Raw genomic sequence first — 23,641 nt, forward strand, 5'->3', positions numbered from 1 at the left:
CATTGTAGCGTGCGGCAGGCGCTACGCCTGGGCGGGCCCCGGTTGGGGTGCCGCGGCCGGCGTGGTGGCCGGTGCGGCGTTGGGTGCGGGCTTCGGTGCGGGGTTGGGTACAACAGCATCGTCGTCGAACGGATGCCACTGGTTGCCCGTGAGCACCTGGAGCGGCCGGAAGCGCGCCTTGTAGGCCATCTTGCGGCTGTCGGCGATCCAGTAGCCCAGATAGAGGTGCGGCAGGCCCAGCTCGCGGGTCTGGTTGATCTGCCAGAGGATGTTGTAGGTGCCGTAGCTCGCGCCGACGGCCATCGGGTCATAGAAGGTGTAGACCGACGACAGGCCGTCGTCGAGCACATCGATCATGCTGACCATGCGCAGGCGGCCCGCCTCGGGCGAGCCCGGCGGTTCGCGGAACTCCACCAGCCGCGAGTTCACGCGGCTTTGCAGCAGGAACTGCTCGTACTGGTCCCGGCTGTCCTGGTCCATGCCGCCGCCGGCGTGGCGCATCGACTGATAGAGCAGATACAGCGCGTAATGCTCCTCGACGTAGGTCAGCGGCGCCACCAGCGCCTGCAGGCCCTCGTGCTGGCGCCAGGCGCGGCGCTGGCTGCGGTCCGGGTGGAACTGGTCCACCAGCACGCGGCACGGCGTGCAGGCGCGGCATTCGTCGCAATAGGGGCGATAGGTGAAGATGCCGCTGCGGCGGAAGCCGGCGCGCACCAGCCGGGAGTAGACATCGGCATTGATCAGGTGCGCGGGCGTGGCCACCTGCGAGCGCGCCATGCGGCCATCGAGATAGCTGCAAGCGTAGGGCGCCGTTGCGTAAAACTGCAACGCGGAGAGCGGAAGTTCCTTCAGCTTGCTCATGGCTCGCTCATGACGAAAAGACGGAGGCGGCGGACACCGCGTGGCGGCATCCTGTCTGGCAGTCTATCAGAGCAAACCGGGCGGCGTGTGCAACGCGGTGCAGATCCGCTGGCGTTGCAATGATGGGGCGAAGGTCATATACTGGCCAGACCGCTTGAGAGGCGTCCCACTTATGGCAATCAGAGCCGGACAGTCGTGTCTCTCAGGCGGTTTTTCTTTTGTGCGCCACCGTCATGGTGGGCATGTCGCCACGTTCGCTGGCCCCCTCCCAAAGCAGTAGCCCCTTGGCGCGCCACACGCGCTCGAAATCCCTGTCTTCCTTCGCATAGATGCTCGCGAGCTCGTTGCAACGGGCGCGGCCGATTTGCTTGTCCGCATGCAGGATGGCAACGAGCGGGCCCAGATGAATGGTGTCGAAGGACAGCACTACCGCGTTCACATCATGCGGACGGGTGTGTGACCTGAAGATCGCCTTGGGTGCCAGCAGGGTGCCATAGATCCCTTCCAGAAATCGCCGCGGCACGTTGCGCCGGAACAGCATTTTCTCGACATTGGCGACCTTCACGGCCAGTGGAAGGTCGGGAAAACCAAGTTCCAGATAGCGGCGCGGCGTGGTGCCGAGCCGGATGGCGAGCCCCATCACCGTGTTGGCCTTGTCGGTCAGCAGCGTGGCACAGGTGGTCTTGAGAACGAGATCGTAGTTGGGGTCTTTCATCCGGCAGGTGAACGGCACGACACGCGAAGTAGCGAGTGTCTGCCCACCTGCCTTCAGGCGGATTTGCGCTGCGTCAAACAGCTGGCGCCCAGCGTGCCAGCACAGACTTGTCGAACTGCCACGGCACGATGTCGGGCTGGGCGGTGGCGGCCCGGACGTGGGCGACGAAGTCTGCGCGGGGGATGGGGCGGGCGCCGAGGGAGGCCAGGTGGTCGGTTTCCTGCTGGCAGTCGATCATCGTCACGCCGTGTTGGTCGAGGAAGGCGCAGAGCGCGGCCAGGGCGATCTTGGAGGCGTCGGTGCGCTGCGCGAACATCGACTCGCCATAGAACATGCGGCCCAGCGCCACGCCGTAGAGGCCGCCCACGCGCTCGCCCCGATACCAGCTTTCCACGGAGTGGGCGCGGCCGGCGCGGTGCAGCGCGCCGTAGGCGCTGACGATGTCGTCGGTGATCCACGTGCCGAACTGGCCGTCGCGGGCGGTCATGGCGCATGAGCGCATCACGGCGATGAAATCATCGTCGACACGGATTTCCCAGTCGGGGTCGCGTAGCGTGCGGCGTAGTGTCTTGCGCAGCGTGGCGGAGACCTTGAGCGCCTGCGGCGTCAGCACCATGCGCGGGTCGGTGCTCCACCAGAGCACCGGCTGGCCTTCGGAATACCACGGGAAGATACCTTGCCGGTAGGCCAGCAGCAGCCGTTGCGGCGAGAGGTCGCGGCTGGCCGCGAGCAGGCCGGGTGCATCGCTGGCCGGGCCGAGCGCCCGCTCGACAGGCGGAAACGGGTCCTGTGGGTCCAGCCAGGTGATCATGGGGCGGCGGGGCGTCGCCCGGGTTCAGGGGGTGACGGGCGGCGAGGCGGGCGACGTGGCCTGGGACGCCTCGGCCGCCGACAGCGGCGTCACCGTGGCACGGCTGGTCAGCGGCCGCATCGGCTTGTCGATGTCGAGGCTGTGCAGGCGGAAGCTGCCATCGGCGATCCGGCCTGCCGCGCGGTCGGCGAAGAAGCAGCGCAGCGTGTGGATGACGGTGGGAAAGGCCAGGTCGTCCCAGGGCACATCGGCTTCATCGACCAGCTTGACCTCGAGGCTTTCCTCGCCCGGGGCGATGTCCAGGTCCTGCATCGTCGCCAGGTAGAACAGATGCACCTGGTGCACGTGCGGCACGTTGAGGATCGAGAACAGTTCGCCCACTTCCACGCGGGCGCCGGCTTCCTCGAGGGTCTCGCGCGAGGCGGCCTGGGCCGTGGTCTCGCCAATCTCCATGAAGCCGGCCGGCAGCGTCCAGAACCCGTAGCGGGGCTCGATGGCGCGCTTGCAGATCAGGATCTTGTCTTCCCAGACCGGGATCGTGCCCACGACGTTGCGGGGATTGACATAGTGGATGGTGCCGCAGCCGTCGCATACGCTGCGCGGGCGATTGTCGCCTTCGGGTACGCGCAGGACAACCGCATGACCACAGTTCGAGCAGAATTTCATGAGGGGCGTCCGGGAGGAATGGCGCCAAGTGTATCACCGCGCCGCCCGGCCGCTGTGGGCGCGATGTGCGCTCCTGGGGTGCACATCGCGCTGTCTCGGGGAGGCGGGTTACTTGCGCTGGGTTGCCTTTGCGCCGCCTGCCGCGCCCGGGCCGGCAGTCGGCACCCAGTCCTCGGGGCGGTCTGGCGGCACGATGTCCGCCTTGCCCTTGCGGGGGTCTGGCAGGTTGACCGGCGCGGGCCGGTCGTTGCGGTGACCCTTTGCGCCGTGGGCCGGCTTCTGGGCCGTCGGCTTGGCCTGGGTATGGCTGCCGCCGCTGCCTTGGGCGAAGGCCGCGCCGCCCGCCAGCGCGGCACAAACCGTGCAAGCCGCCGCCCAGATCGCCATCGATTTCGTGCTACGCATGGTCATGTTGGTTTCTCCTTCAGTGACGTGTGAGATGAACCCTACGGACCTCGGGCGTCTACCGCCATGGATTGACCTTGGAAAGTGATGCATGTTGCATCCCCGGCGTCTTGAACATGACCCGCATCAAGTCTGTGGCGATTACGTTCCCTGCGCCCTCGCCTGAATGGACGGCGATGCCTACCATCGGCCGCTTCATTCCAACGCGGAGCAGAAAGATGAAAACAAGACACGTGGTGCGGTTCAGTGGAACCGCCCTGGCAATGGCCATGCTGCTGGGCGCGAGCGTCCCGGCGATGGCCGTGACGGCGAAGGAGGGCGGCGCCGCCGTCAGCAAGCCTCGCCCCAATCCCTTCCTTGCCGCGGAAGCGTACGCGCTCACCCATTTCGACCCCGCTCAGACCGACGTGATGCCTTATGCGCTCCCGCGCGGCACCTTCCATGTCGATCTGCGCAAGGCGCCGCGTGTGCAGGCCGGGCCGATCAGCATCATGACGCTGGCCACGCCCTCACCGCGCTATATGTGGGCGGCCTCCACGGGCGGTGTCTCCTATGTGGATGTCAGCAATGGCGGCTGGCGCGAGGTAGCCCGGCTGCCGGACCCGGACGCCAAGCCGCTGCCCGCCGGTCTGCTCGACAAGATCCTCGCCGAGCCGCTGGACGATGTCGCGCGCGTGGAGAAGGCGGTCAAGACCGACCTGGCGCTGGACCGCAAGCGGATCAGCGCCAATATCTACGTGGTGTCGGGCAAGGATGGCGTGCTGTATGCGACCAATCGCTCCGCGGTCCGCGCCTATGGGCTGATCGATCCGAAGCGCCCGGAAGCCGGCATCAAGCTATTGCGGACGATCGATCTCAAGGACCGCCTGACCGCGCTCGAGAATGCCGGCGGCGTGATGCTGAATATGACGTATGACGGGAATTTGGTGGTGGCCGCCGCGCAGTCCATCCGCGTGCTCGACCGCGATTTCAAGCCCGTCGGCGACGCTTTCCAGTTCCCGGAAGGGGAGATCGTCTCCAACGCGATGGCCGTCGATGAGAAGAACGGGATCTATATCGCTTCCGACAAGATGATGCGCAAGCTGGTGTGGACCGGGAAGACGCTGTCCCGCGACGCCGCCCACGGCGCCTGGGAATCGGCCTATGACTCGGGCCAGACGCCGATGCCGAGCGTGAAGTTCGGCAACGGCACGGGCTCCACGCCGACCCTGATGGGCTTTGGCGACGATGCGGACAAGCTGGTGGTCATCACCGACGGCTCGGACCGCATGAAGCTGGTGGCGTTCTGGCGCGATGAGATCCCGGCCGGCTTCACGCAGCGGCCCGGCACGAAGTCGAGCCGCATTGCCGATCAGATCCAGGTCACCTGCGGGCTGCCGGCCAGCACGCCCTACGTCCAGTCCGAGCAATCGGTGGTGGCACTGGGCTACGGCGCCTTCGTGGTGAACAATATCCGGCCGAAGGGCGTGGCCGATCGGCTGGTCGATGTTCTCGCGGGCGGCCCGGCGCTGACGCCGGCCACCGGGGCGGAGCGCTTCGAGTGGGATACGAAGACCAAGGGGTGGCGCTCGGTGTGGACGCGCAATGATGTGGTGTCCACGAGCATGGTCCCGACCGTGAGCGGGCCATCGCGGATCGTGTTCGTGAATGGCTACGCCAAGAAGGATGGCTGGGAAGTGACCGGGATGGACTGGGAAACCGGCAAGACGGTCCATCGCTCGATCTTCGGGCAGGACAATCTGGGCAACGGCGCCTATGCGCTGATCCAGTCGTTGCCGAATGGCGACCTGCTGTTCAACAGCGTTGGTGGCCCGACGCGCGTGAGGTACGGGGCGACCGCCAAATCCAAATAAGTGATCGGATAGAAAACAAAAAACCCGCCTGAATGGGCGGGTTTTCTTGTTGCTGCTTGTTCGTTCCGGCGGTTGGTTGCGGGGGCAGGATTTGAACCTGCGACCTTCGGGTTATGAGCCCGACGAGCTGCCAGACTGCTCCACCCCGCGTCCGTCGAAGCTGAGAGTATATGGCAACCGTTTGCGCAATGCAACACCTTTGTCTCTCGGCTTCTGATGAGTACCGTGCAAGCGGCACCCGTCTTCCTGTTAGAGCGTTTCGCAGGGGGCGCGTTCAGGTCGATTTCGGGGTTTCGCTTGTGCGCTGCCACAGCGTCGCTTCGAACTCGAAACTGTCGCGCTGCTGCAGGTCGTCGCGTTGCCAGATCACGCGGTCCGGCCGAACGGTCAGCATCCACGTGGTGGTGGCGAGCGGGTTGGGCTGGTCGAAGGCGCGTGGCGTCAGCACCGCCGCACACGGGCCGCGCTCGGGGTCGCGTACGGAGGTGTAGCGGATCAGGCCCAGCCCGGCTTCGCGCGCCAGACGGCCAAAGGCCTGGCAGGGCGCGTGGTCGTCCGGGTCGATCCAGCGGGGGTCTTCATGGAATGGGGCGGCGTCCAGCGCCACGCCATCGGTCTTCACGCTGACCTGGAACAGTGTCTGCGCGCGGGCGTCGATGCGGGGCAGCGCGGGGCTGTCGAGCAAGAAGCGCCAGCGCCAGTAGCCCAGTTCGGCACAGGCCGTGCGGATGGCGTCGGCGCCATAGAACACGCCCGGGTCTTGCCCGCCGCGAAAGCGCGAGCCCCAGGGCGAGGGCGGATAGCGGAAGGGCGTGAAGATCAGGTAATGGAGGTGGCGTGCGTCGGCAGGCACGGCAGGCTTGCCGGCGTCGAGCACGGCTTCGAGCACGGCCTGTTCCTCGAGGCTGTCCACCAGGGGCATGGTCGAGACCACATGCTGGGCCTCCACCGCCCGCCACAGTTTGAGCGCGTACGGCTTGCGCTCAGATGCGACCGCGGGTGGCGTCCAGATAGTGAACGACACGTACGAGTCCTTCCGTGGTGCGAATCAGTTCGAGCGGCTTGCCGCCGAGCGCGAGGTTGTCATGGGTGAGCCACAGCCGCGCCTGCTCGTCGTGGCCGAGGATGGCATCGAGCGAGCGGAACAGGCGCACGAACAGCACGCCGAATTCCCACTCCTTGCGGTGCGCATCAAGCACATAGCCGCCGGACGCCATGCGCGAGACCGACGCGGTGCTGATGCCCAGCACGCTGGCCACGATGGCCTGGCTGATGCCAAGAAAGCCTGCCGCGCGCATCACGGCCTTGGTGAGCGTGGCGCCGGGGTTCACGCCGCCGGCGGGCTCGGTCTCCGGAATCTGATGAGATTGCATCGCCTATGCTCCTTTCTTGGGAAACATTATAGGCGGTGTATTTCAGAAGGAAAGGCCGTGACATAGGCCGATAGGTGCCTAATACGTCTCAATATGAAGCCGGCCCTCGGCGCGCAGCGTGGCCTCCAGGTCCGGCCAGGACTGGCCTGCCGCCGCGCGGACCTCGGCGAACGCGGCCAGCACGCCTTCCTCCATCCCCTTCAGGCCGCAGATGTACACATGGCCATGCGGGTCGGCCAGCAGCGCGGCCACCTGCGGGCCCGCTTCGCGTATCGCATCCTGCACATAGCGGCGCGGCATCTCGGCATCGCGGGAGAAAGCGAAGTGAATGTCGAGGAAGTCCTTGGGCAGCTTCAGCAGCGGGCCGAAGTAGGGCAATTCGCGCTGGTTGCGTGCGCCGAAGAACAGCAGGCGGCGCCCATCGAAACTCGCCATGTTGCGACGCATGCGCTCGGTCATCGCCCGCATTGGCGCGGAGCCGGTGCCCGTGCAGATCATCATCACGCTGGCCTCGCGGTGGTTCGGCATCAGGAAAGTGCTACCGAAGGGGCCGACGACCTGCACCGTGTCGCCCTTGGCCAGGTCGCACAGGAAATTCGACGCCACGCCGCGTACCGGCTGCCCGTCGTGGTCCTGGTCCACGCGCTTCACGGTCAGCGCGAGGTTGTTGTAGCCGGGGCGCTCGCCGTCGCGCGGGCTGGCCACCGAGTACATGCGGATGTAGTGCGGCTTGCCCGACGCATCGGTACCGGGCGGCACGATGCCGATGGCCTGCCCCTCCAGCACCGGGAAGAACTGGTTGCCGAAGTCCAGCACGATGTGATGGATGTCGCTCGACGCGTCCTCGGCCGTCAGCCGGTAGTTGCCGGCCACCGTGGCCGACACCGGCGCGCGCACGCCATGCAGGTTGACATAGGGATGCGCGGCCGACCACGGCGCCTTGGGCGAGGTGTGGCGGCTGGTCTCCACGGCCTGCACGTCGCTGGCGGGCGCCGTGCCAGCCCCGGCGGCGGCCTGGGCGAGTGCCTCGGCGGCAGTCGCGGAGGCGGAGGTTGCCGCGTCGATCTCCGCCTCGGGCAGCGGCACCTCGGGCGGCAGCTCATCCCAGAGCAGTTGGGCGTCGATCGGATACGCCTCGCCGCGCAGCATCGTGCGCCAGTTGTCGATGGCGCCCGTCGGGCAGGGCGACAGGCACGCGTTGCAGCCGTTGCAGACCTCGGCCTTGACCACGTAGTTGCGGTCGTCGTGGGTGATGGCGTCGATCGGGCAGGTGTCTTCGCAGGTGTTGCAGCGAATGCAGATTTCCGGATCGATCAGGTGCTGCTTGATGATGTCGGGCGCGCCCATGTCTGCCTCTTGTCCAGTGATCTAGTTGAAGCGCACGTATTCGAAGTCCACCGGCTGGCGGTTCACGCCCACCGCCGGCGGGGCGATCCAGTTGGCGTAGCGGCCCGGCTCCACCACGCGGCCCATCAGCGAGGCCACGAAGGCGCGGTCCGCGTCAGTGGCCAGCCAGGTGTCCGCGTTGGCCTGCCAGGCGGCCTCGCTCAGCACTTCGCCAGTGGGCGAGACGTGCACATTGGCGAAGGTGCCGATCTTGCGGTTGAACGCCTTGTGCGGCACGGTCAGCCGGAACGGGATGCCGGCCTTCTCGATCACCTTGTTCCAGCGCGCCACGCCGCCGACCGAATCCTTGATGTAGTCGTCGCGCAGCACCTCGTTCAGGGCATTGAGCATCGGCACCTCGCGCTCGGCCAGCTTGCCGTCGCGCACGTCGAGAATGCGGTACACGTCGCCCTTGAGCACGTGGTCGTCGCCGCGCTTGCCTTCCTCGAAGCGGCCCTTCAGCCCGGCGCTGTAGAACGTGGCCGCGTTGGAGGACTGGTCGGCGCCGAACAGGTCGATCGTCACGCTGTAGTGGAAGTTCAGGTAGCGCTGGATGGTTTCCAGGTCGATTACCCCGGCGGCGCGCACGTCGGCCGGGTCCTGGATGTCGCGCTCGCGCATGACCTCGCAGGTACGCTGGATCACGCGCGAAACGCCGCTCTCGCCCACGAACATGTGGTGGGCTTCCTCGGTCAGCATGAAGCGCGTGGTGCGCGCCAGCGGGTCGAAGCCGGACTCGGCCAGCGCGCAGAGCTGGAACTTGCCGTCGCGGTCCGTGAAGTAGGTGAACATGAAGAAGGCGAGCCAGTCTGGCGTGCGCTCGTTGAACGCGCCCAGGATGCGCGGGTTGTCCTCGTCGCCCGAGCGGCGGCCCAGCAGCGCCTCGGCTTCCTCGCGGCCATCGCGGCCGAAGTGGCGGTGTAGCAGGTAGACCATCGCCCAGAGGTGGCGGCCTTCCTCCACATTCACCTGGAACAGGTTGCGCAGGTCATAGAGCGACGGCGCGGTCAGGCCCAGGTGGCGCTGCTGCTCCACGGACGCCGGCTCGGTATCGCCCTGCGTGACGATGATGCGGCGCAGGTTGGCGCGGTGTTCGCCCGGCACTTCCTGCCACGCGGCCTGCCCCTTGTGCTCACCGAAGTGGATCTTGCGCTCGGCGTCGGCCGGTTGCAGGAAGATGCCCCAGCGGTAGTCGGGCATCTTCACATGGTCGAAGTGGGCCCAGCCGGACGGGTCCACCGAGACCGCCGTGCGCAGGTAGACATCGTAGTTATGCGAGCCATCGGGGCCCATGTCGCGCCACCAGTCGAGGAAGGCGGGCTGCCAGTGCTCCAGCGCGCGCTGCAGGGCGCGGTCATCGGAGAGGTTCACGTTGTTCGGAATCTTCTGGCTGTAGTCGATGCTCATGGCCGGGGTCTCCTTGGTCTTTTGTCGAAGGATCGAAGGGGGCGGTCAGACCCGGTCCCAGTCGAAACGTGCCTTGTTGCCGGTGCCGAATACCTTGAGCGCGCCTTGCTCGCCCACGGCGTTGGGTCGATTGAAGATCCAGTTCTGCCAGGCGGTGAGCCGGCCGAAAATGCGCGTCTCCATGGTCTCGCGCGGGCCGAAGCGCAGGTTGGCTTCCAGGCCGGTGAGGGCGTCGGGGGAGAGGCTCGCGCGTTCCTCCAGCGCGATGCGGATCTCGTCTTCCCAGTCGATGTCGTCCGGCGCGGCCGTCACCAGCCCCAGCGCCTCGGCCTGCGCGCCGTCCAGCGGCTGGCCGACCTGGGCGCGTACAGCCTCGATGGCGGCGGCGTCTTCATAGAAGCGCGCGGCGAGCCGCGAGAGGCCGTTCGGCATCGGATATCGTCCGAAATTGGCCCCATGGGGGACCAGGCGCGGCGTCGTCTCCGGGTCATCCGGCAGTTGGAGCATGTAGCTGCGGTCGGCGGCCAGCGCCAGTTCGAGCAGGGTGCCGGCGAAGCAGGAGCTCGGCTCGATCAGCGCGAACAGGCTGCGCGACGAGACGTCCAGCCGCGCCAGCGTCCGGCGCAGCATGCCGATGGTCTCGCGCACGAACCAGTGGCTGGCGTGGGCATCCATCAGCGTATCGGCCGCCAGCACCTCGGCGGCATCGCCCTCGGTCTTGAGGATCCACATGCCGATATCGAGGTGATTGGTGCGCAGCGTGAGGATGGCGTCGTCGAGTTCGCGCGCCATCTTGAGCGGCCACCACTGGGCGCCGGCGGCCAGGATGGCGTCGAGGTCGCGGGGCTGGTCGGCGGCGGGTGCCGAGACCGTCAGCGTGGCGCGGCGCGCGGCGGTGTCGATCTCCACGCGCACGGTGTCGTAGCGGTAGCCATCGGCGGCGTCCTGTCTTGTTAGTGGCGTTAGCGGCACACCTTTGGCGTCGGCAGGGCGGTCGCTCAGGGCGGCCAGCGCCTGCGCCCGCTCGCGCACGTGTTCGGTGAAGCGCGCGGGTTTGACCACATCGTCCACCAGCTTCCAGTCCTTGGCGCGCTGGCCGCGCACGCCCTCGGTGGTCAGGCAGAAGATGTCGGCGTGGTCGCGGCGCACGCGGCGCTTGTCGGTCACGCGCGTCAGGCCGCCGGTGCCGGGCAGCACGCCGAGCAGCGGCACTTCGGGCAGGCTGACCGCGGAGGAGCGGTCATCCACCAGCAGGATTTCATCGCAAGCCAGCGCCAGTTCGTACCCGCCGCCGGCCGTGGTGCCGTTGCAGGCGGCGATGAACTTGATGCCGGAATGGCGGCTGGCGTCCTCGATGCCGTTGCGTGTCTCGTTGGTGAACTTGCAGAAGTTCACCTTCCAGGCGTGGCTGGACTTGCCGAGCATGAAGATATTGGCGCCCGAGCAGAAAATGCGCTCGCGGGCGCTGGTCAGCACCACGGTGCGCACTTCGGGATGCTCGAAGCGGATGCGTTGCAGGGCGTCGTGCAGTTCGATATCGACGCCAAGATCGTAGGAATTCAGCTTCAGCGCGTAGCCGGGCCGCAGACCGCCTTCCTCGTCCACGTTCATGGACAGCGTGGCGACGGGACCGTCAAAGGTCAGCAGCCAGTGGCGATATTGGGACGGATGGCGCGCAAAGGTAACCGGGGCCGGGACCGACATGGGGCGTGTCTCCTTGATGCACTATAGTGCTTTCATCTTTGCGATGAAATATAGTGCATCATCGGGGGCGATGCAAGGGCCGATGCAGACCCGATGCAGACCCGATGCCCTATCGGGAATCAGCCGATAGCGGGCATCTGTGCGCGCAGGGCCTGAAGTGAGCTGTTGGCGTCCTGGCCGCTGGTATCGATCGACACATCGGCGCGCGCGTAGAGCGGCGTACGCGCCTGGAGGATGCGGCGCAGGTCGGTCATGGCCTCGCGGTTGCCCTCCATCGGCCGCATATCGCCCTGCGCCACCACGCGCGCCATGTGTTCCTCGGGCGAGGTGCGCACCCAGACCGTGTAGCAGCGCGCCAGCAGCAGGTTGAACGTGGCTGGCTCGGAGACCAGGCTGCCCGGCGTGGCCAGCACCATGGAGTCGTGCTCGCGCAGCACGCGTTCCAGCGCGCGCATCTCGTAGCGGCGGTAGGCGGCCTGGCCGTAGAGCGAGTGGATTTCGGAGAGGCTCGCGCCGGCTTCCTGCTCGATCGCCGCGTTCAGTTCGACGAAGGGGATGCCCTCGGCAGCCGCCAGCGCCCGGCCCAGCGTGGATTTGCCGGCGCCGCGCAGGCCGATCAGCGCGATGCGGCGATGCCGCGCTTCGCGCGATTCCGCCGGGGACAAGGCGTGGCGGGCTGCTTCGCGCACGCGGGCGAGGTCGCCGGCAGGCAGCTGCGCCAGCCATTGCACCAACTGCGAGAACTCGGCGGCGCGCTGGCTGCCGGGCTGCTCCGTGCCGCCCGCCGGATCGGCGTGGCCATCTACCTCGGCCAGTACCACGGGCAGCGGCACGTCCAGCGCGCCGGCCACGTGGCGCAGCAGCAGCACGGAGGCGTTGCCGGTGCCGGTTTCCAGGTTGGCGAGGTAGCGTTCGGACACCCCCGCGCCACGCGCAAGATCCTTGCGGGACATGCCGCGCGCCGCGCGCAGCGAGCGGATGCGCTCCCCGAGGTGCGTCAGATAGGGATCGCGCTCGGCGGCGCGGTTGTCGGCGTTCGCTTCGGCATTCGCTTCGGCATTCAGTGACGGTTCGGGGTCGCGACGCATGGGAGAAAGTTCGGGATCAGGCCAGCCAGGGCGGCATTATACGTGCGACAAAGTGCCGGTCGGCGGGTGCTGCCTACTGTTATATAGTGCATACCCTCGCTTGCATAATAGTCGATGTGAAATAAAATGCATCGACATCGGCGGCAAAGACTGCCGGTCACGAGATATCCAGAACAAGACCATCGCTGTAGCCGATCCCGCCGCACCCGTCGAACCATCGCCGGGGCGGCCAGAGGAGTGGAGACATGACGCCCCCGACCCCCAGCGCCGAGACCGTTGTCGCCGCGCTGCCCGCCCGTTACAACGCGGCCGATGACCTGTTGTCGCGCCACCTCGCCGCCGGCCGTGGCGCCAAGGTGGCCTATATCGACGATACCGGCCCGACCACCTTTGCCGAACTCGACGCGCGCTGCCGCCGCTTTGCCGGCGCGCTGCGCCAGGCGGGCTTCCGGCGCGAGGAGCGCGTGCTGCTGTGCGCGCTCGATACCATCGATTTCCCGACCGTGTTCCTCGGCTGCCTGCTGGCCGGCGTGGTGCCGGTGGCGGTGAACACGCTGCTGACCGTGGATGACTACGCCTATATGCTCGACCACAGCAGCGCGCGGGCCGTGGTGGTGTCCGCGCCGCTGCTCGGGACCATGCAGGCCGCCATCGACAAAGCCGGCGCGCATTACGATGTGATCGTTGCCGCACCCTGCGGGGAGGGCACCGGCCTGCCGACCGTGGCCGCGATGCTGGACAGCGCGCCGCCGCTGACGGAAGCCCTCGCCACCGGCCCGGACGACATGGCGTTCTGGCTCTATTCGTCCGGCTCCACGGGCCGCCCGAAGGGCACGGTGCACACGCACGGCAACCTGTTCCACACCGCCGACCTCTACGCGCGGCAGGTGCTGGGCCTGCGCGAGGACGACGTGGTCTTCTCGGCCGCCAAGCTGTTCTTCGCCTACGGGCTGGGCAATGCGCTGACGTTTCCGCTGTCGGTGGGCGCCACGACCGTGCTGATGGCCGAGCGGCCCACGCCGCAGGCGGTGTTCCAGCGGCTGACTACGCACCGTCCCACTGTCTTCTGCGGCGTGCCGACGCTGTTCGCGGGCCTGCTCGCCGCGCCGGACCTGCCGCCGCGCGCCGCCGTGGCGCTGCGCGTCTGCACCTCCGCCGGGGAGGCCCTGCCGCGCGACATCGGCGACCGCTTCCTGGCCCACTTCGGCTGCGACATCCTCGACGGCATCGGCTCCACCGAGATGCTCCATATCTTCCTGTCGAACCAGCCCGGCAAGGTCCGCTACGGCACCACGGGGCTGCCGGTGCCCGGCTACGAACTGAAGCTGCTCGACGAGCGCGGCGAGCCGTGCGCCACGGGCGAAATCGGCGACCTCTATATAAAAGGGCCCTCGGCGGCGCTGATGTACTGGTGCAATCGCGAGAAAAGCCGCGACACCTTCGTCGGCGCCTGGACCCGCAGCGGCGACAAGTACCTGCGCGATGACGCGGGCTACTACACCTACGCCGGCCGCAGCGACGACATGCTCAAGGTGGGCGGCATCTACGTCTCGCCGTTCGAGGTGGAGGCGGCGCTGGCCCAGCATCCGGCCGTGCTGGAGGCCGCCGTGATCGGCGTGGCCGATGCCGCCGAACTGGTCAAGCCGAAGGCGTTCGTGGTGATGCGCCCCGGCCACCAGTGGCACGACGGCATGGCGGCCGAGTTGCAGGCTTTCGTCAAGTCGCGGCTGGCGCCTTACAAATATCCGCGCCAGATCGAGTGCGTGGACGAACTGCCCAAGACCGCCACGGGCAAGATCCAGCGATTCCGGCTGCGCCAGCGTGAAGACGCCGCGCGGCACGCCTGAGGGAGCCGCCATGGAGACCACCGTGGACACTGCGCTGGTAAAGGTGCCGTTCGATGGCCGCACTATCGACATCGAATACCAGTGGATCGGCGCGCGACGGCGGCACCGCCCACTCGTGGTCTTCCTGCACGAGGGGCTCGGGTCGGTCAGCATGTGGCGCGACTTTCCGCGCAAGCTGTGCGAGGCGGGCGATTTCCGCGGGCTGGTCTTCTCGCGCTACGGCTACGGCCGCTCCACGCCGCGCCCGCCGGACGAGCAGTGGGGCGTGGACTTCATGCACCGCCAGGCGCGCGAGGCGCTGCCGGCCCTGTTCGATGCCCTGGAGATCGGCCCCGGCCGCCGCCATGGCAAGCCCTGGCTGCTGGGCCACAGCGACGGCGGCTCCATCGCCCTGATCCACGCGGCCAGCTTCCCGGACGATGTGGATGGCCTGACCGTGCTCGCGCCCCACATCATGGTGGAAGACATTTCGGTGCGCAGCATCGCCGCCACGCGCGAGACCTACCTCCACACCGACCTGCGCGCCCGGCTGGCGCGCCACCACGCCCACGTGGATTCCGCCTTCTGGGGCTGGAACGATATCTGGCTCAACGCCGATTTCCGCCACTGGGACCTGCGCCCGATGCTCGACCATATCCGCTGCCCGGTGCTGGCCGTGCAGGGCGAGGATGACGAGTACGGGACCATGGCGCAGATCGAGGGTATCCATCGATATGCCCCGCAGACCGTGCTGCTTAAACTCGCGCGCTGTGGACACTCGCCCCACCGCGACCAGACGGGGGCGTTGACGGCGGCCTCGGCGGCGTTTATAACGGCACATACTTCAACCTTAAAATAATTCGACCCCGGGGAGGAGAACCCATGCAACGCACCGCTTTGCGCAGGCCGCTGTTTTCATCGCTGCACACCACGCTCGTCGCTTCGATTTCCGCCACGCTGCTGGCCACCGGGGGCAGCGCGCTGGCGCAGTCAGCCCAACCCGCCCCGGGCGCCAAGATCAAGGTGGGCTTCATGCTGCCGTACACCGGCACCTACGCGGCGCTGGGCTCGGCCATCGAGAACGGGTTCCGCATGTATGTGCAGCAGCAGGGCGGCAAGCTGGGCGGGCGCGACATCGAATACTTCAAGGTGGATGACGAATCGGACCCGGCCAAGGCCCCCGAGAACGCCACCAAGCTGATCAAGCGGGACCAGGTGGACGTGGTGGTGGGCACGGTGCATTCGGGCGTGCAGATGGGCATCGTCAAGGTGGCCAAGGAAAACAACACGCTGCTGATCATCCCGAACGCCGGCGCCGATGAGGCCACCGGGCCGCTGTGCGGGGCCAACATCTTCCGTACCTCGTTCTCGAACTGGCAGCCCGGCTACGCCATGGGGCAGGTGCTGGCCGAGCGCGGCATGAAGAAGGTGGTCACGCTGACGTGGAAGTACGCGGCGGGCGAGCAGTCCGTGAAGGGCTTCAAGGAAGCCTTCGAGGCCAAGGGCGGCAAGGTGGTGAAGGAGCTGAGCCTGCCGTTCCCGAACGTGGAGTTCCAGGCGCTGATCACCGAGGTGGCCTCGCTGAAGCCGGACGCCGTGTTCGTGTTCTTCGCCGGCGGCGGGGCGGTCAAGTTCGTCAAGGACTGGCAGGCGGCCGGGCTCAAGGACAAGATTCCGCTGTACGGCTCCGGCTTCCTGACCGACGGCACGCTGGAGGCGCAGGGCACGGCGGCGCAGGGGCTGGAAACCACGCTGCACTATGCCGATGGCCTGACCAACGCCCGCGACAAGACCTTCCGCACCGACTACGCCAAGACCTACAAGCTCCAGCCGGATGTGTATGCGGTGCAGGGCTATGACGCCGCGCAGCTGCTGGCCGCTGGCGCCAATGCCGTGAAGGGCGATATGTCGCGCAAGCCGGAGGTCATCAAGGCCATGGAAGCCGCCAAGGTCGACAGCCCGCGCGGCGTGTTCACGCTCTCCAAAGCCCACAACCCGGTGCAGGACTTCTACCTGCGCAAGGTGGATGGCCGCGAGAACAAGGTCAGCGGCGTGGCGGTGAAGGCCCTGGCCGATCCCGCGCGCGGCTGCCGCCTGTAAGAGATGGCGTCTCATAGATAGGACAGCCCGCGCAGCATGGACATCGTTTCCTTCCTCATCCAGTGCCTGAACAGCGTGCAGTACGGGCTGCTGCTGTTCCTGGTCGCCAGCGGGCTGACGCTGATCTTCGGCATCATGGGCGTGATCAACCTCGCCCATGGCAGCTTCTACATGCTGGGCGCCTACCTGGCGTTCACGCTGGCCAGTCTCACCGGCAACCTGTTCATCGCGCTGCCGCTCGGCATCGTGCTGGCCGTGGCGTTTGGCTACGTGCTCGAATGGGCGTTCTTCAGCTACCTCTACCAGCGCGACCACCTGCAGCAGGTGCTGATGACCTACGGCCTGATCCTCGTGTTCGAGGAGCTGCGCAGCATCCTGGTGGGCGATGACGTGCACGGCGTGCCGATTCCCGGCCTGCTCGACGGCGCGCTGCCGATCGGCAACGACATGACGTATCCGGTCTACCGGCTGTTCATCTCGGCCGTCTGCCTGCTGGTGGCAGCGGCGATGTACTGGGTCATCCGCCGCACCCGGCTGGGCATGATGATCCGCGCCGGGGCCACCAACCGCGAGATGGTGCAGTCGCTCGGCATCAATGTGAACGTGCTGTACCGGCTGGTGTTCGCGCTGGGCGTGGCGCTGGCGGTGCTGGCGGGGATGATTGCCGCGCCGGTGTCGTCGGTCTACCCGGGCATGGGGGGGCAGGTGCTGATTGTCTGCTTCGTGGTGGTGGTGATTGGCGGGATCGGGTCGGTCAAGGGGGCGCTGGTGGCTTCGCTGCTGCTCGGTTTCGTCGATACCTTCGGCAAGGTGTTCTGGCAGGACGCCGCCGGCGTGCTGATCTACGTCTTGATGGCCTTGATCCTGCTGTGGAAGCCCCAGGGGCTGTTCCGGGCCGGCTGACCTGCGTGCTCCATCGATGAAACCGACTCTCTCCGCTCCCCCGCTGCAAGACGTGCGCCGGCCGCCCTGGCTGGCGGCGCTGGGCTGGCTCGTGGCGCTGGCCGTGCTGGCCGTGGCGCCGCTGCTGCTGACCGCCGACAGCCACAAGTTCTATATCGAGCTGCTGAGCAAGGTGATGATCATGGCGATCTTCGCGCTCTCGCTCCAGCTGCTGATTGGCTACACCGGGCTGGTGAGCCTGGGCCATGCCGCCTACTTCGCCATGGCCGCCTATGCCACGGCCATGCTGGCACCCGAGGGCGGGGCCGGCAACGGCTGGCTGCTGCTGCTGGGCGCGCTGGGCGCGGCGGGGGCACTGGCGCTGGTGGTGGGGGCGCTGGTGCTGCGCACGCGCGGCGTGTACTTCATCATGGTCACGCTGGCCTTCGCCCAGATGGTCTATTTCGTGTTCCACGATACAAAGATCGCCGGCGGCAGCGACGGCACCTATATCTACTTCCGGCCCGAGTTCAGCCTGCTGCGGGACCGCCCGCTGACCGTCAACGACCCGGTGAACTTCTACTGGCTGGTGCTGGTGGCGCTGGTGCTGACGGTGGTGGCACTGGCGGTGCTGCTGCGCTCGCGCTTCGGCCACGCGCTGGTCGGCATCCGCCATAACGAGCAGCGCATGCGGGCGGCCGGCTATGCCACCTATCGCTACCAGCTCGGCGCGTTCGTTGCCGGCGGCGTGTTCGCGGGGCTGGCGGGCTATCTCTATGCCATCCAGTTCGGCTTCGTGAACCCGGAAATCGCCTCCTGGCACCAGTCGGGCAATGCCATGCTGATGGTGATCCTGGGCGGCGTGGGCAGCCTGGCCGGCGCGGTGCTGGGCGCGTTCTCGTTCGTGCTGCTGGCCGAATGGTTCAGCACGCTGACCAAGCACTGGCAACTGCTGATGGGCGGCTTCATCATCGTGGCCGTGGCGCTGCTGCCGCGTGGGCTGGTCAGCGTGCCGGCGGTGCTGCGCCAGCGCTCGCCGCGCCGGCGCGGCAATGGCGCGGATGCCGGAAACGCCGGCGAGGCCGCCGCGGACAGCCACGCCCGCAGCCGGGAGGCCGTATGACGCAAGCCATCCCCGTATTGCAGGCCGAGGGCCTGACGCGCCGCTTCGGCGGGCTGACTGCCGTGGACAGCGTGAACCTGACCTTGCGCCTGCACGAGATCCACGCGGTCATCGGCACCAACGGCGCCGGCAAGTCGACCCTGATCAATATGCTCTCCGGCGAACTGCCGCCGTCCACCGGCCGCCTGCGGCTGCAGGGCGAGGATGTGACCGGCTGGAGCCAGCCCCGGCTGGCGCGGCAAGGTATCGGCCGCAGCTACCAGCGCAACAACATCTTCCTGCCGCTGACCGTGCGCGAGAACTGCCGGTTGGCGGCGCAATCGCGCGCGCAGCGGGCCTGGCGGCTGTGGGAGCCGGCGCAGGCCTGCCGCACCAGCCGCGCGCTGGCCGACGAAGCCATGGAACGCGCCGGCCTGGCCGCGCATGCCGGGCGCCTCGCCAGCGAACTCGCCCATGGCCAGAAGCGCCAGCTGGAAGTGGCGATGTGCCTGGCCACGCAGCCCGTGGCGCTGCTGCTGGACGAGCCGCTGGCCGGCATGGGTGCCGAGGAATCCGCGCGGATGCTGGATCTGCTGCGCGGCCTGCGCGACGGCCACGCGATCCTGCTGGTCGAGCACGACATGGAGGCGGTCTTCGCCGTGGCCGACCGCATCACGGTAATGGTCAACGGCGCAGTCATCGCCACCGGCGATCCGGCCGCGATCCGCGCCAACGAGGCGGTGCAGCTGGCCTACCTCGGGGAAGAAGAAGGGGCCCACGCATGAGCGCCGCATCGCCGGACATCATCGACGCCATTGGCGTGAACGCCTGGTACGGCTCCAGCCACGTGCTGCGCGGCGTGGACTTCCGCGTGGGCGCGGGCGAGACCGTGGGCCTGCTGGGCCGCAACGGCATGGGCAAGAGCACGCTGCTGCGGACCCTGCTGGGCCATGTGCGTCAGCGCGAGGGCGATATCCGCGTGGCCGGCCGGGATGTGTCCCGCGCCCAGCCGCACGAGGTGGCGCGGCTCGGCATCGCCTACGTCCCGGAAGGGCGTGGCATTTTTCCGAATTTGTCGGTCCGGGAGAATTTGCTGATGGCGGCGCGGGTAGGCTGCCACGGCCGCAAGGACTGGGATGAGGCGCGCGTGCTGGACCTCTTCCCCCGGCTCAAGGAGCGGCTGTCCCATGGCGGGCAGCAGCTGTCGGGCGGGGAGCAGCAGATGCTGTCCATCGGCCGCGCGCTGATGACCAATCCGGACTGCCTGGTGCTGGACGAAGCCACCGAGGGGCTGGCCCCGAAGATCGTGCGCGAGATCTGGCACGTGATCGAGACGGTACGGGCCACCGGCATCGCCTCGGTGGTGGTGGACCGCAACTACCGCGCCGTGCTGGCCCACGCGGACCGCGTGGTGGTGCTGGAGAAGGGGCAGGTAGTGCTGGCCGGCCCGGCCGCCGACCTGGCCGCCGCGCCGGCGGCGCTCGACCGTTACCTGGGTGTTTGAACTACTCTCCATAAAGTAACGTATCGATCTCTTTTGTGGCCATGCCGCAACGCCTTTGCGCGGTGCTGCGCACCCTTCGGCACCCAATCCGCCCGAATCCGCCCGAATCCGCCTTGACCCGCCGCCGCTTCTTTCCCATCCTTGATCGGGCACCCAGCCCACGATGGGCATCTTCCACAGTGGTCGTATCAGTTCACTTCATCTAGAATGCGCCCGTTTGTGCAATGCAATAGAGGCCAATAAGCCCCGTCGCGGCCGGAGCCGCTTGCGCGAGAGAACCCGTGCCCAGGACGTCACATTGCCTGGGATGCCAACCATGGCCGGGGAGGCGCGAGCCGGTCCACCAGACCCAAATCCATGACTCAATCCACAACCAGTCACTATTTCGTCGAAAGTCCGAGTACCCGGGCCCTCGTCATCGCCGCCATTGGGGTCGTCTTTGGCGACATCGGCACCAGCCCCCTCTATGCGCTCAAGGAGTGCTTCAGCAAGGAGCACGGCATTCCGTTCACGCCGGAAGCGGCGCTGGGCATCATCTCGCTGCTGTTCTGGGCGATGATCATCGTGGTCTCGCTGAAGTACGTGGTCTTCATCATGCGCGCGGACAACGACGGCGAAGGCGGCGTGCTGGCGCTGATGGCGCTGGTGCTGCGCACCGCCGCGCCGCGCTCGCGCAAGGCGCGCATGCTGATGATGATGGGCATCTTCGGCGCGTGCATGTTCTACGGGGATGCGGTCATCACGCCGGCCATTTCGGTGCTCTCGGCCGTGGAGGGCCTGGAGATCGCCGCGCCGCAGCTGGGGCACTTCGTGATCCCGATCACGCTGGTGATCCTGACCGTCCTGTTCCTGATCCAGCGGCACGGCACGGCCACCGTGGGCAAGTTCTTCGGCCCGATCATGACGCTGTGGTTCGTCACGCTCGGCGCGCTGGGCATCTACAACCTGATCCAGGCGCCTGGCATCCTGGCGGCGGTGAACCCGCTCTACGGCGTCAATTTCCTGATCGACCACTCGCTGCAGGCGTTCATCGTGCTGGGCGCGGTGTTCCTGGTGCTGACCGGGGCGGAGGCGCTCTACGTGGACATGGGCCACTTCGGCGCGCGGCCCATCCGCATCGGCTGGTTCATCCTGGTCATGCCGTGCCTGATGCTGAACTATTTTGGCCAGGGCGCGATGCTGCTCCAGAACCCGGCCGCTTCCGTCAACCCGTTCTACCTGATGGTGCCGGAGCCGCTGCTGATTCCGATGGTGCTGCTCGCCACCTGCGCCACGGTGATTGCCTCGCAGGCGGTGATCTCCGGCGCGTTCTCGCTGACCAGCCAGGCGATCCAGCTCGGCTTCGTGCCGCGCATGCGCATCCGCTACACCTCGGCGGCGGAAATCGGCCAGATCTACCTGCCGGTGATCAACTGGACCCTGCTGGCGCTGGTGATTGCGGTGGTGATCTCGTTCAAGAAATCGGAAAACCTGGCTGCGGCCTACGGCATTGCCGTGACCACGACGATGCTGATCACCTCGTTCCTGGCCGCCTTCATGATGCGCAGCGTCTGGAAGTGGAACCCGGTGCTGGTGGCCCTGCTCGCCGGTGGCTTCCTGCTGGTGGACCTGACCTTCTTCGCCGCCAACCTGCTCAAGGTGGCCGAAGGCGGTTGGTTCCCGCTGCTGATGGGCAGCGCGGCGTTCTTCCTGCTGATGACGTGGTACAGCGGCCGCAAGCTGCTGCGCGCGCGCAGCCTGGAGGACGGCATTCCGCTGGAGCCGTTCATCGCTGGCCTGCTGGCGCACCCGCCGCACCGCGTGGAAGGCACGGCCGTGTTCCTGACCGGCAACACCGAGTCGGTGCCGGTGTCCCTGCTGCACAACCTCAAGCACAACCGGGTGCTGCACGAGCGCGTGGTGTTCCTGAGCTTTGTCACGCGCGACATCCCGTTCGTGGATGACGACCATCGCCTGACCTGCAAGGACCTCGGCGGCGGCGTGTTCATCCTCAAGTCCGAGTACGGCTTCAAGGAGACCCCGGACGTGCAGCGCGTGCTGGACCTCGCGCAGCGCAAGCTGGGCATGTCGTTCGAGCTGATGGAGACGTCGTTCTTCATCGCGCGCGAGTCGGTCATCCCCTCCAAGCTGCCGGGCATGTCGATGTGGCGGGAAAATCTCTTTGCGTGGATGCATCAGAACGGCGCCAAGCCGTCTGACTTCTTCTCGATCCCGGCGAACCGGGTGGTGGAGTTGGGCACCAAGGTCGAAATCTGACCGCTCCGGGGCGGCGCTTCGCCTATACATGAGAACCCGGCCAGCGGAGTAGGGCCCGCTGGCCGGGTTTCTTTTTGCCCCCGGGAGCCTCTCATGTTCAGATTCTGCACGGTACGCACCTGGCGCCGGATGGCCGTCGCCATCGGCTTGATGACCGGCGCCAGCCAGTTCGCCAGCGCGGGCACGCCTGTGCCCAACCCGTTCCTGGCTGCCCCCACCTACGCCATCACCCATTTCGATTCGTCCCAGAGCGACACCTTCCCCTATGCCGTGACCGGCGGCTCGCGCACCGTGGCGCCCCCGCCGCCGCTGCAGCTCTCCCAGGCGACCAACGGGCCGGTCAACATCATGACCTTCGCGTCGACATCGCCCAACTACATGTGGGGCGTGTCGCCGACGGGCGTGACCTATATCTCGGTGGCCAACGACGCCTTCACGCCCGTGGCGCGGGCGCTCCTGCCGGGCGCGACGGCCACGCTGCAGACCACCTTGCTCGGCCTGCTGACCAATCCGATCGGCACGGTCGCGCAGGCCCAGGCCATCGTGGCGCAGTTGCTGCCCACCGGCGGCATTCCCAGCGCCTACGGCGTGGTGGACAACAACAACGTCCTCTATATCAATAGCGGCAACCAGATCCTGGCCCTCGCGCTGAACGTGCCGGCCGTGCCGCTGTTGGGGATCAGCGTGGTGCGGTCGCTGAACGCCGCCACGTTTCTCCAGCCCGGCGAGAACCTGGCCGGGGTGGTGATGACCTATGACGGCAAGCTGGTGGTGCTGGGCACGCGGTCTGTGTCGATTGTCGACCGGTCGTTCACGGGGCCGGTGCATACGGTCACGCTCGGCGCGGACGAGAGCGTCAGCAATTCCGCCGCCGTCGACGAGAACAACGGGATTTATGTCGTTTCCGACAAGATTCTGAGGAAACTCGTCTGGACAGGCAGCGCGCTGTCCCAGAACGCGGCGGACGGCGCGTGGAGCAGCCCCTATCCCAGCGGCGACACCTTCCCGACCGTCTTCGGCTCAGGCTCGGGCAGCACGCCTACGCTGATGGGCTTCGGCACCGATCCCGACAAACTCGTGGTCATCACCGACGGCCTCACGCGCATGAGCCTGCTGGCGTTCTGGCGCGACCAGATTCCCGCCGGCTTCACCAACCGCCTGGCGGGACAGATCCAGGTGAATTGCGGCTTGCCGGCCGCGTACCCCATCCAGTCCGACCAGTCGGTCGCGGTGAACGGCTACGGCGCGTTCGTCGTCAACAACGTGTCTGCGGCGGATGGGAGTACCGGAAGCGGGACGAGTGCGATCGTGGATGGGCTGATCCGGGGGCCGCTGCTGCCATCGCCGATCGGGGTCGAGCGCTTCGCGTGGAACCCGCAGACCCATGCGTGGACCTCGACCTGGGCGCGCAGCGATATTTCGTCGAACTCGATGGTGCCCGCCGTCAGCGCGGGCTCGAACCTCGTGTTCACGAACGGGTACTACCAGAATGGCTGGGGATGGGTGGTCACCGGGCTGGACTGGAACACCGGCGCCACCGTGCACCAGACCATCCTGGGAACCGGGATCTGGGGCAACGGCTTCTACGCGGTGGTGCAGTTCCTGCCGGATGGCGACCTGCTGTTCAACAGCATCATCGGACCCACGCGGGTCCAGCAGCCGAGCGGGATCATCAATCCGCTCTGAAGGAGTGGGGCGGGGC

Annotated in this window: 21 protein-coding genes and 1 tRNA gene; 10 read left to right on the top strand and 12 right to left on the bottom strand. The window is 67.2% G+C overall.

Features of this window, described 5'->3' with window-relative positions:
* Positions 1–21: 21 nt before the first annotated feature.
* From KHO18_RS13140 to KHO18_RS13160, 5 genes are all read right to left on the bottom strand, one after another.
* Entirely contained in the window at positions 22–861 is an 840-nt protein-coding gene (locus KHO18_RS13140; protein ID WP_244844772.1) for an arginyltransferase, read from the bottom strand.
* A gap of 202 nt (positions 862–1,063) precedes the next feature.
* On the bottom strand, positions 1,064–1,576 hold the full coding sequence (locus KHO18_RS13145) for a MuF-C-terminal domain-containing protein (protein ID WP_211943340.1): 513 nt from the start codon (positions 1,574–1,576) through the stop codon (positions 1,064–1,066).
* Between the two features lie 73 nt (positions 1,577–1,649).
* A complete protein-coding gene (gene aat, locus KHO18_RS13150) occupies positions 1,650–2,387 on the bottom strand; it encodes a leucyl/phenylalanyl-tRNA--protein transferase (RefSeq protein ID WP_211943341.1) in 738 nt (245 codons plus the stop codon).
* A 24-nt stretch (positions 2,388–2,411) separates the two neighbouring features.
* Positions 2,412–3,053: an NUDIX hydrolase gene (locus KHO18_RS13155; protein WP_144195788.1), complete on the bottom strand. Its 642-nt coding sequence runs from the start codon at positions 3,051–3,053 to the stop codon at positions 2,412–2,414.
* A gap of 108 nt (positions 3,054–3,161) precedes the next feature.
* The gene (locus KHO18_RS13160; RefSeq protein ID WP_144195786.1) at positions 3,162–3,464 is read right to left on the bottom strand and encodes a hypothetical protein; all 303 of its coding nucleotides are present in this window, start codon (positions 3,462–3,464) and stop codon (positions 3,162–3,164) included.
* 212 nt (positions 3,465–3,676) lie between these two features.
* On the opposite strand from KHO18_RS13160, the gene KHO18_RS13165 reads away from it, so the two are divergent.
* Positions 3,677–5,311, top strand: a complete 1,635-nt coding sequence (locus tag KHO18_RS13165) for a hypothetical protein (protein WP_244844774.1) — start codon at positions 3,677–3,679, stop codon at positions 5,309–5,311.
* 73 nt (positions 5,312–5,384) lie between these two features.
* Here the strand turns inward: KHO18_RS13165 and KHO18_RS13170 are convergent.
* From KHO18_RS13170 to KHO18_RS13200, 7 genes are all read right to left on the bottom strand, one after another.
* Positions 5,385–5,461 (bottom strand) — tRNA-Met (locus KHO18_RS13170).
* A 124-nt stretch (positions 5,462–5,585) separates the two neighbouring features.
* Positions 5,586–6,335, bottom strand: coding sequence for an RES family NAD+ phosphorylase (locus KHO18_RS13175; protein WP_186296744.1), 750 nt, complete (start codon positions 6,333–6,335; stop codon positions 5,586–5,588).
* Positions 6,295–6,684, bottom strand: a complete 390-nt coding sequence (locus KHO18_RS13180; protein ID WP_144195784.1) for an MbcA/ParS/Xre antitoxin family protein — start codon at positions 6,682–6,684, stop codon at positions 6,295–6,297. The genes KHO18_RS13175 and KHO18_RS13180 overlap by 41 nt, the downstream gene beginning before the upstream one ends.
* 78 nt (positions 6,685–6,762) lie before the next feature.
* Complete coding sequence (boxA, locus tag KHO18_RS13185; RefSeq protein ID WP_144195782.1) at positions 6,763–8,031, bottom strand: benzoyl-CoA 2,3-epoxidase subunit BoxA; 1,269 nt, start codon at positions 8,029–8,031, stop codon at positions 6,763–6,765.
* Between the two features lie 21 nt (positions 8,032–8,052).
* A complete protein-coding gene (boxB, locus tag KHO18_RS13190; protein ID WP_092292894.1) occupies positions 8,053–9,477 on the bottom strand; it encodes a benzoyl-CoA 2,3-epoxidase subunit BoxB in 1,425 nt (474 codons plus the stop codon).
* 45 nt (positions 9,478–9,522) lie between these two features.
* The gene (boxC, locus tag KHO18_RS13195; RefSeq protein WP_211943342.1) at positions 9,523–11,181 is read right to left on the bottom strand and encodes a 2,3-epoxybenzoyl-CoA dihydrolase; all 1,659 of its coding nucleotides are present in this window, start codon (positions 11,179–11,181) and stop codon (positions 9,523–9,525) included.
* Positions 11,182–11,300: 119 nt separating this feature from the next.
* Entirely contained in the window at positions 11,301–12,269 is a 969-nt protein-coding gene (locus KHO18_RS13200) for a helix-turn-helix transcriptional regulator (protein WP_211943343.1), read from the bottom strand.
* A 245-nt stretch (positions 12,270–12,514) separates the two neighbouring features.
* On the opposite strand from KHO18_RS13200, the gene KHO18_RS13205 reads away from it, so the two are divergent.
* The 9 genes from KHO18_RS13205 (at position 12,515) to KHO18_RS13245 (ending at position 23,625) form a co-directional block, all read left to right on the top strand.
* Complete coding sequence (locus KHO18_RS13205; protein ID WP_211943344.1) at positions 12,515–14,116, top strand: benzoate-CoA ligase family protein; 1,602 nt, start codon at positions 12,515–12,517, stop codon at positions 14,114–14,116.
* A gap of 10 nt (positions 14,117–14,126) precedes the next feature.
* Positions 14,127–14,954, top strand: a complete 828-nt coding sequence (locus KHO18_RS13210) for an alpha/beta fold hydrolase (RefSeq protein WP_144195775.1) — start codon at positions 14,127–14,129, stop codon at positions 14,952–14,954.
* A 23-nt stretch (positions 14,955–14,977) separates the two neighbouring features.
* Positions 14,978–16,195 (top strand): ABC transporter substrate-binding protein, encoded by a 1,218-nt coding sequence (locus KHO18_RS13215; protein ID WP_144195773.1) that lies wholly within the window; start codon positions 14,978–14,980, stop codon positions 16,193–16,195.
* Positions 16,196–16,231: 36 nt separating this feature from the next.
* Positions 16,232–17,098: a branched-chain amino acid ABC transporter permease gene (locus KHO18_RS13220; RefSeq protein ID WP_144195771.1), complete on the top strand. Its 867-nt coding sequence runs from the start codon at positions 16,232–16,234 to the stop codon at positions 17,096–17,098.
* Between the two features lie 16 nt (positions 17,099–17,114).
* Entirely contained in the window at positions 17,115–18,200 is a 1,086-nt protein-coding gene (locus KHO18_RS13225) for a branched-chain amino acid ABC transporter permease (protein ID WP_144195769.1), read from the top strand.
* Complete coding sequence (locus KHO18_RS13230) at positions 18,197–18,964, top strand: ABC transporter ATP-binding protein (protein WP_144195767.1); 768 nt, start codon at positions 18,197–18,199, stop codon at positions 18,962–18,964. The genes KHO18_RS13225 and KHO18_RS13230 overlap by 4 nt, the downstream gene beginning before the upstream one ends.
* Positions 18,961–19,683, top strand: coding sequence for a branched-chain amino acid ABC transporter ATP-binding protein (locus KHO18_RS13235; RefSeq protein ID WP_144195766.1), 723 nt, complete (start codon positions 18,961–18,963; stop codon positions 19,681–19,683). The genes KHO18_RS13230 and KHO18_RS13235 overlap by 4 nt, the downstream gene beginning before the upstream one ends.
* 357 nt (positions 19,684–20,040) lie before the next feature.
* Positions 20,041–21,939, top strand: a complete 1,899-nt coding sequence (locus tag KHO18_RS13240) for a potassium transporter Kup (protein WP_144195764.1) — start codon at positions 20,041–20,043, stop codon at positions 21,937–21,939.
* A 93-nt stretch (positions 21,940–22,032) separates the two neighbouring features.
* A complete protein-coding gene (locus tag KHO18_RS13245; protein WP_144195762.1) occupies positions 22,033–23,625 on the top strand; it encodes a hypothetical protein in 1,593 nt (530 codons plus the stop codon).
* Positions 23,626–23,641 lie beyond the last annotated feature (16 nt).

Origin of the sequence: Cupriavidus campinensis (assembly GCF_905397395.1) — a bacterium.
GTDB classification, from domain to species: Bacteria; Pseudomonadota; Gammaproteobacteria; order Burkholderiales; family Burkholderiaceae; genus Cupriavidus; species Cupriavidus campinensis.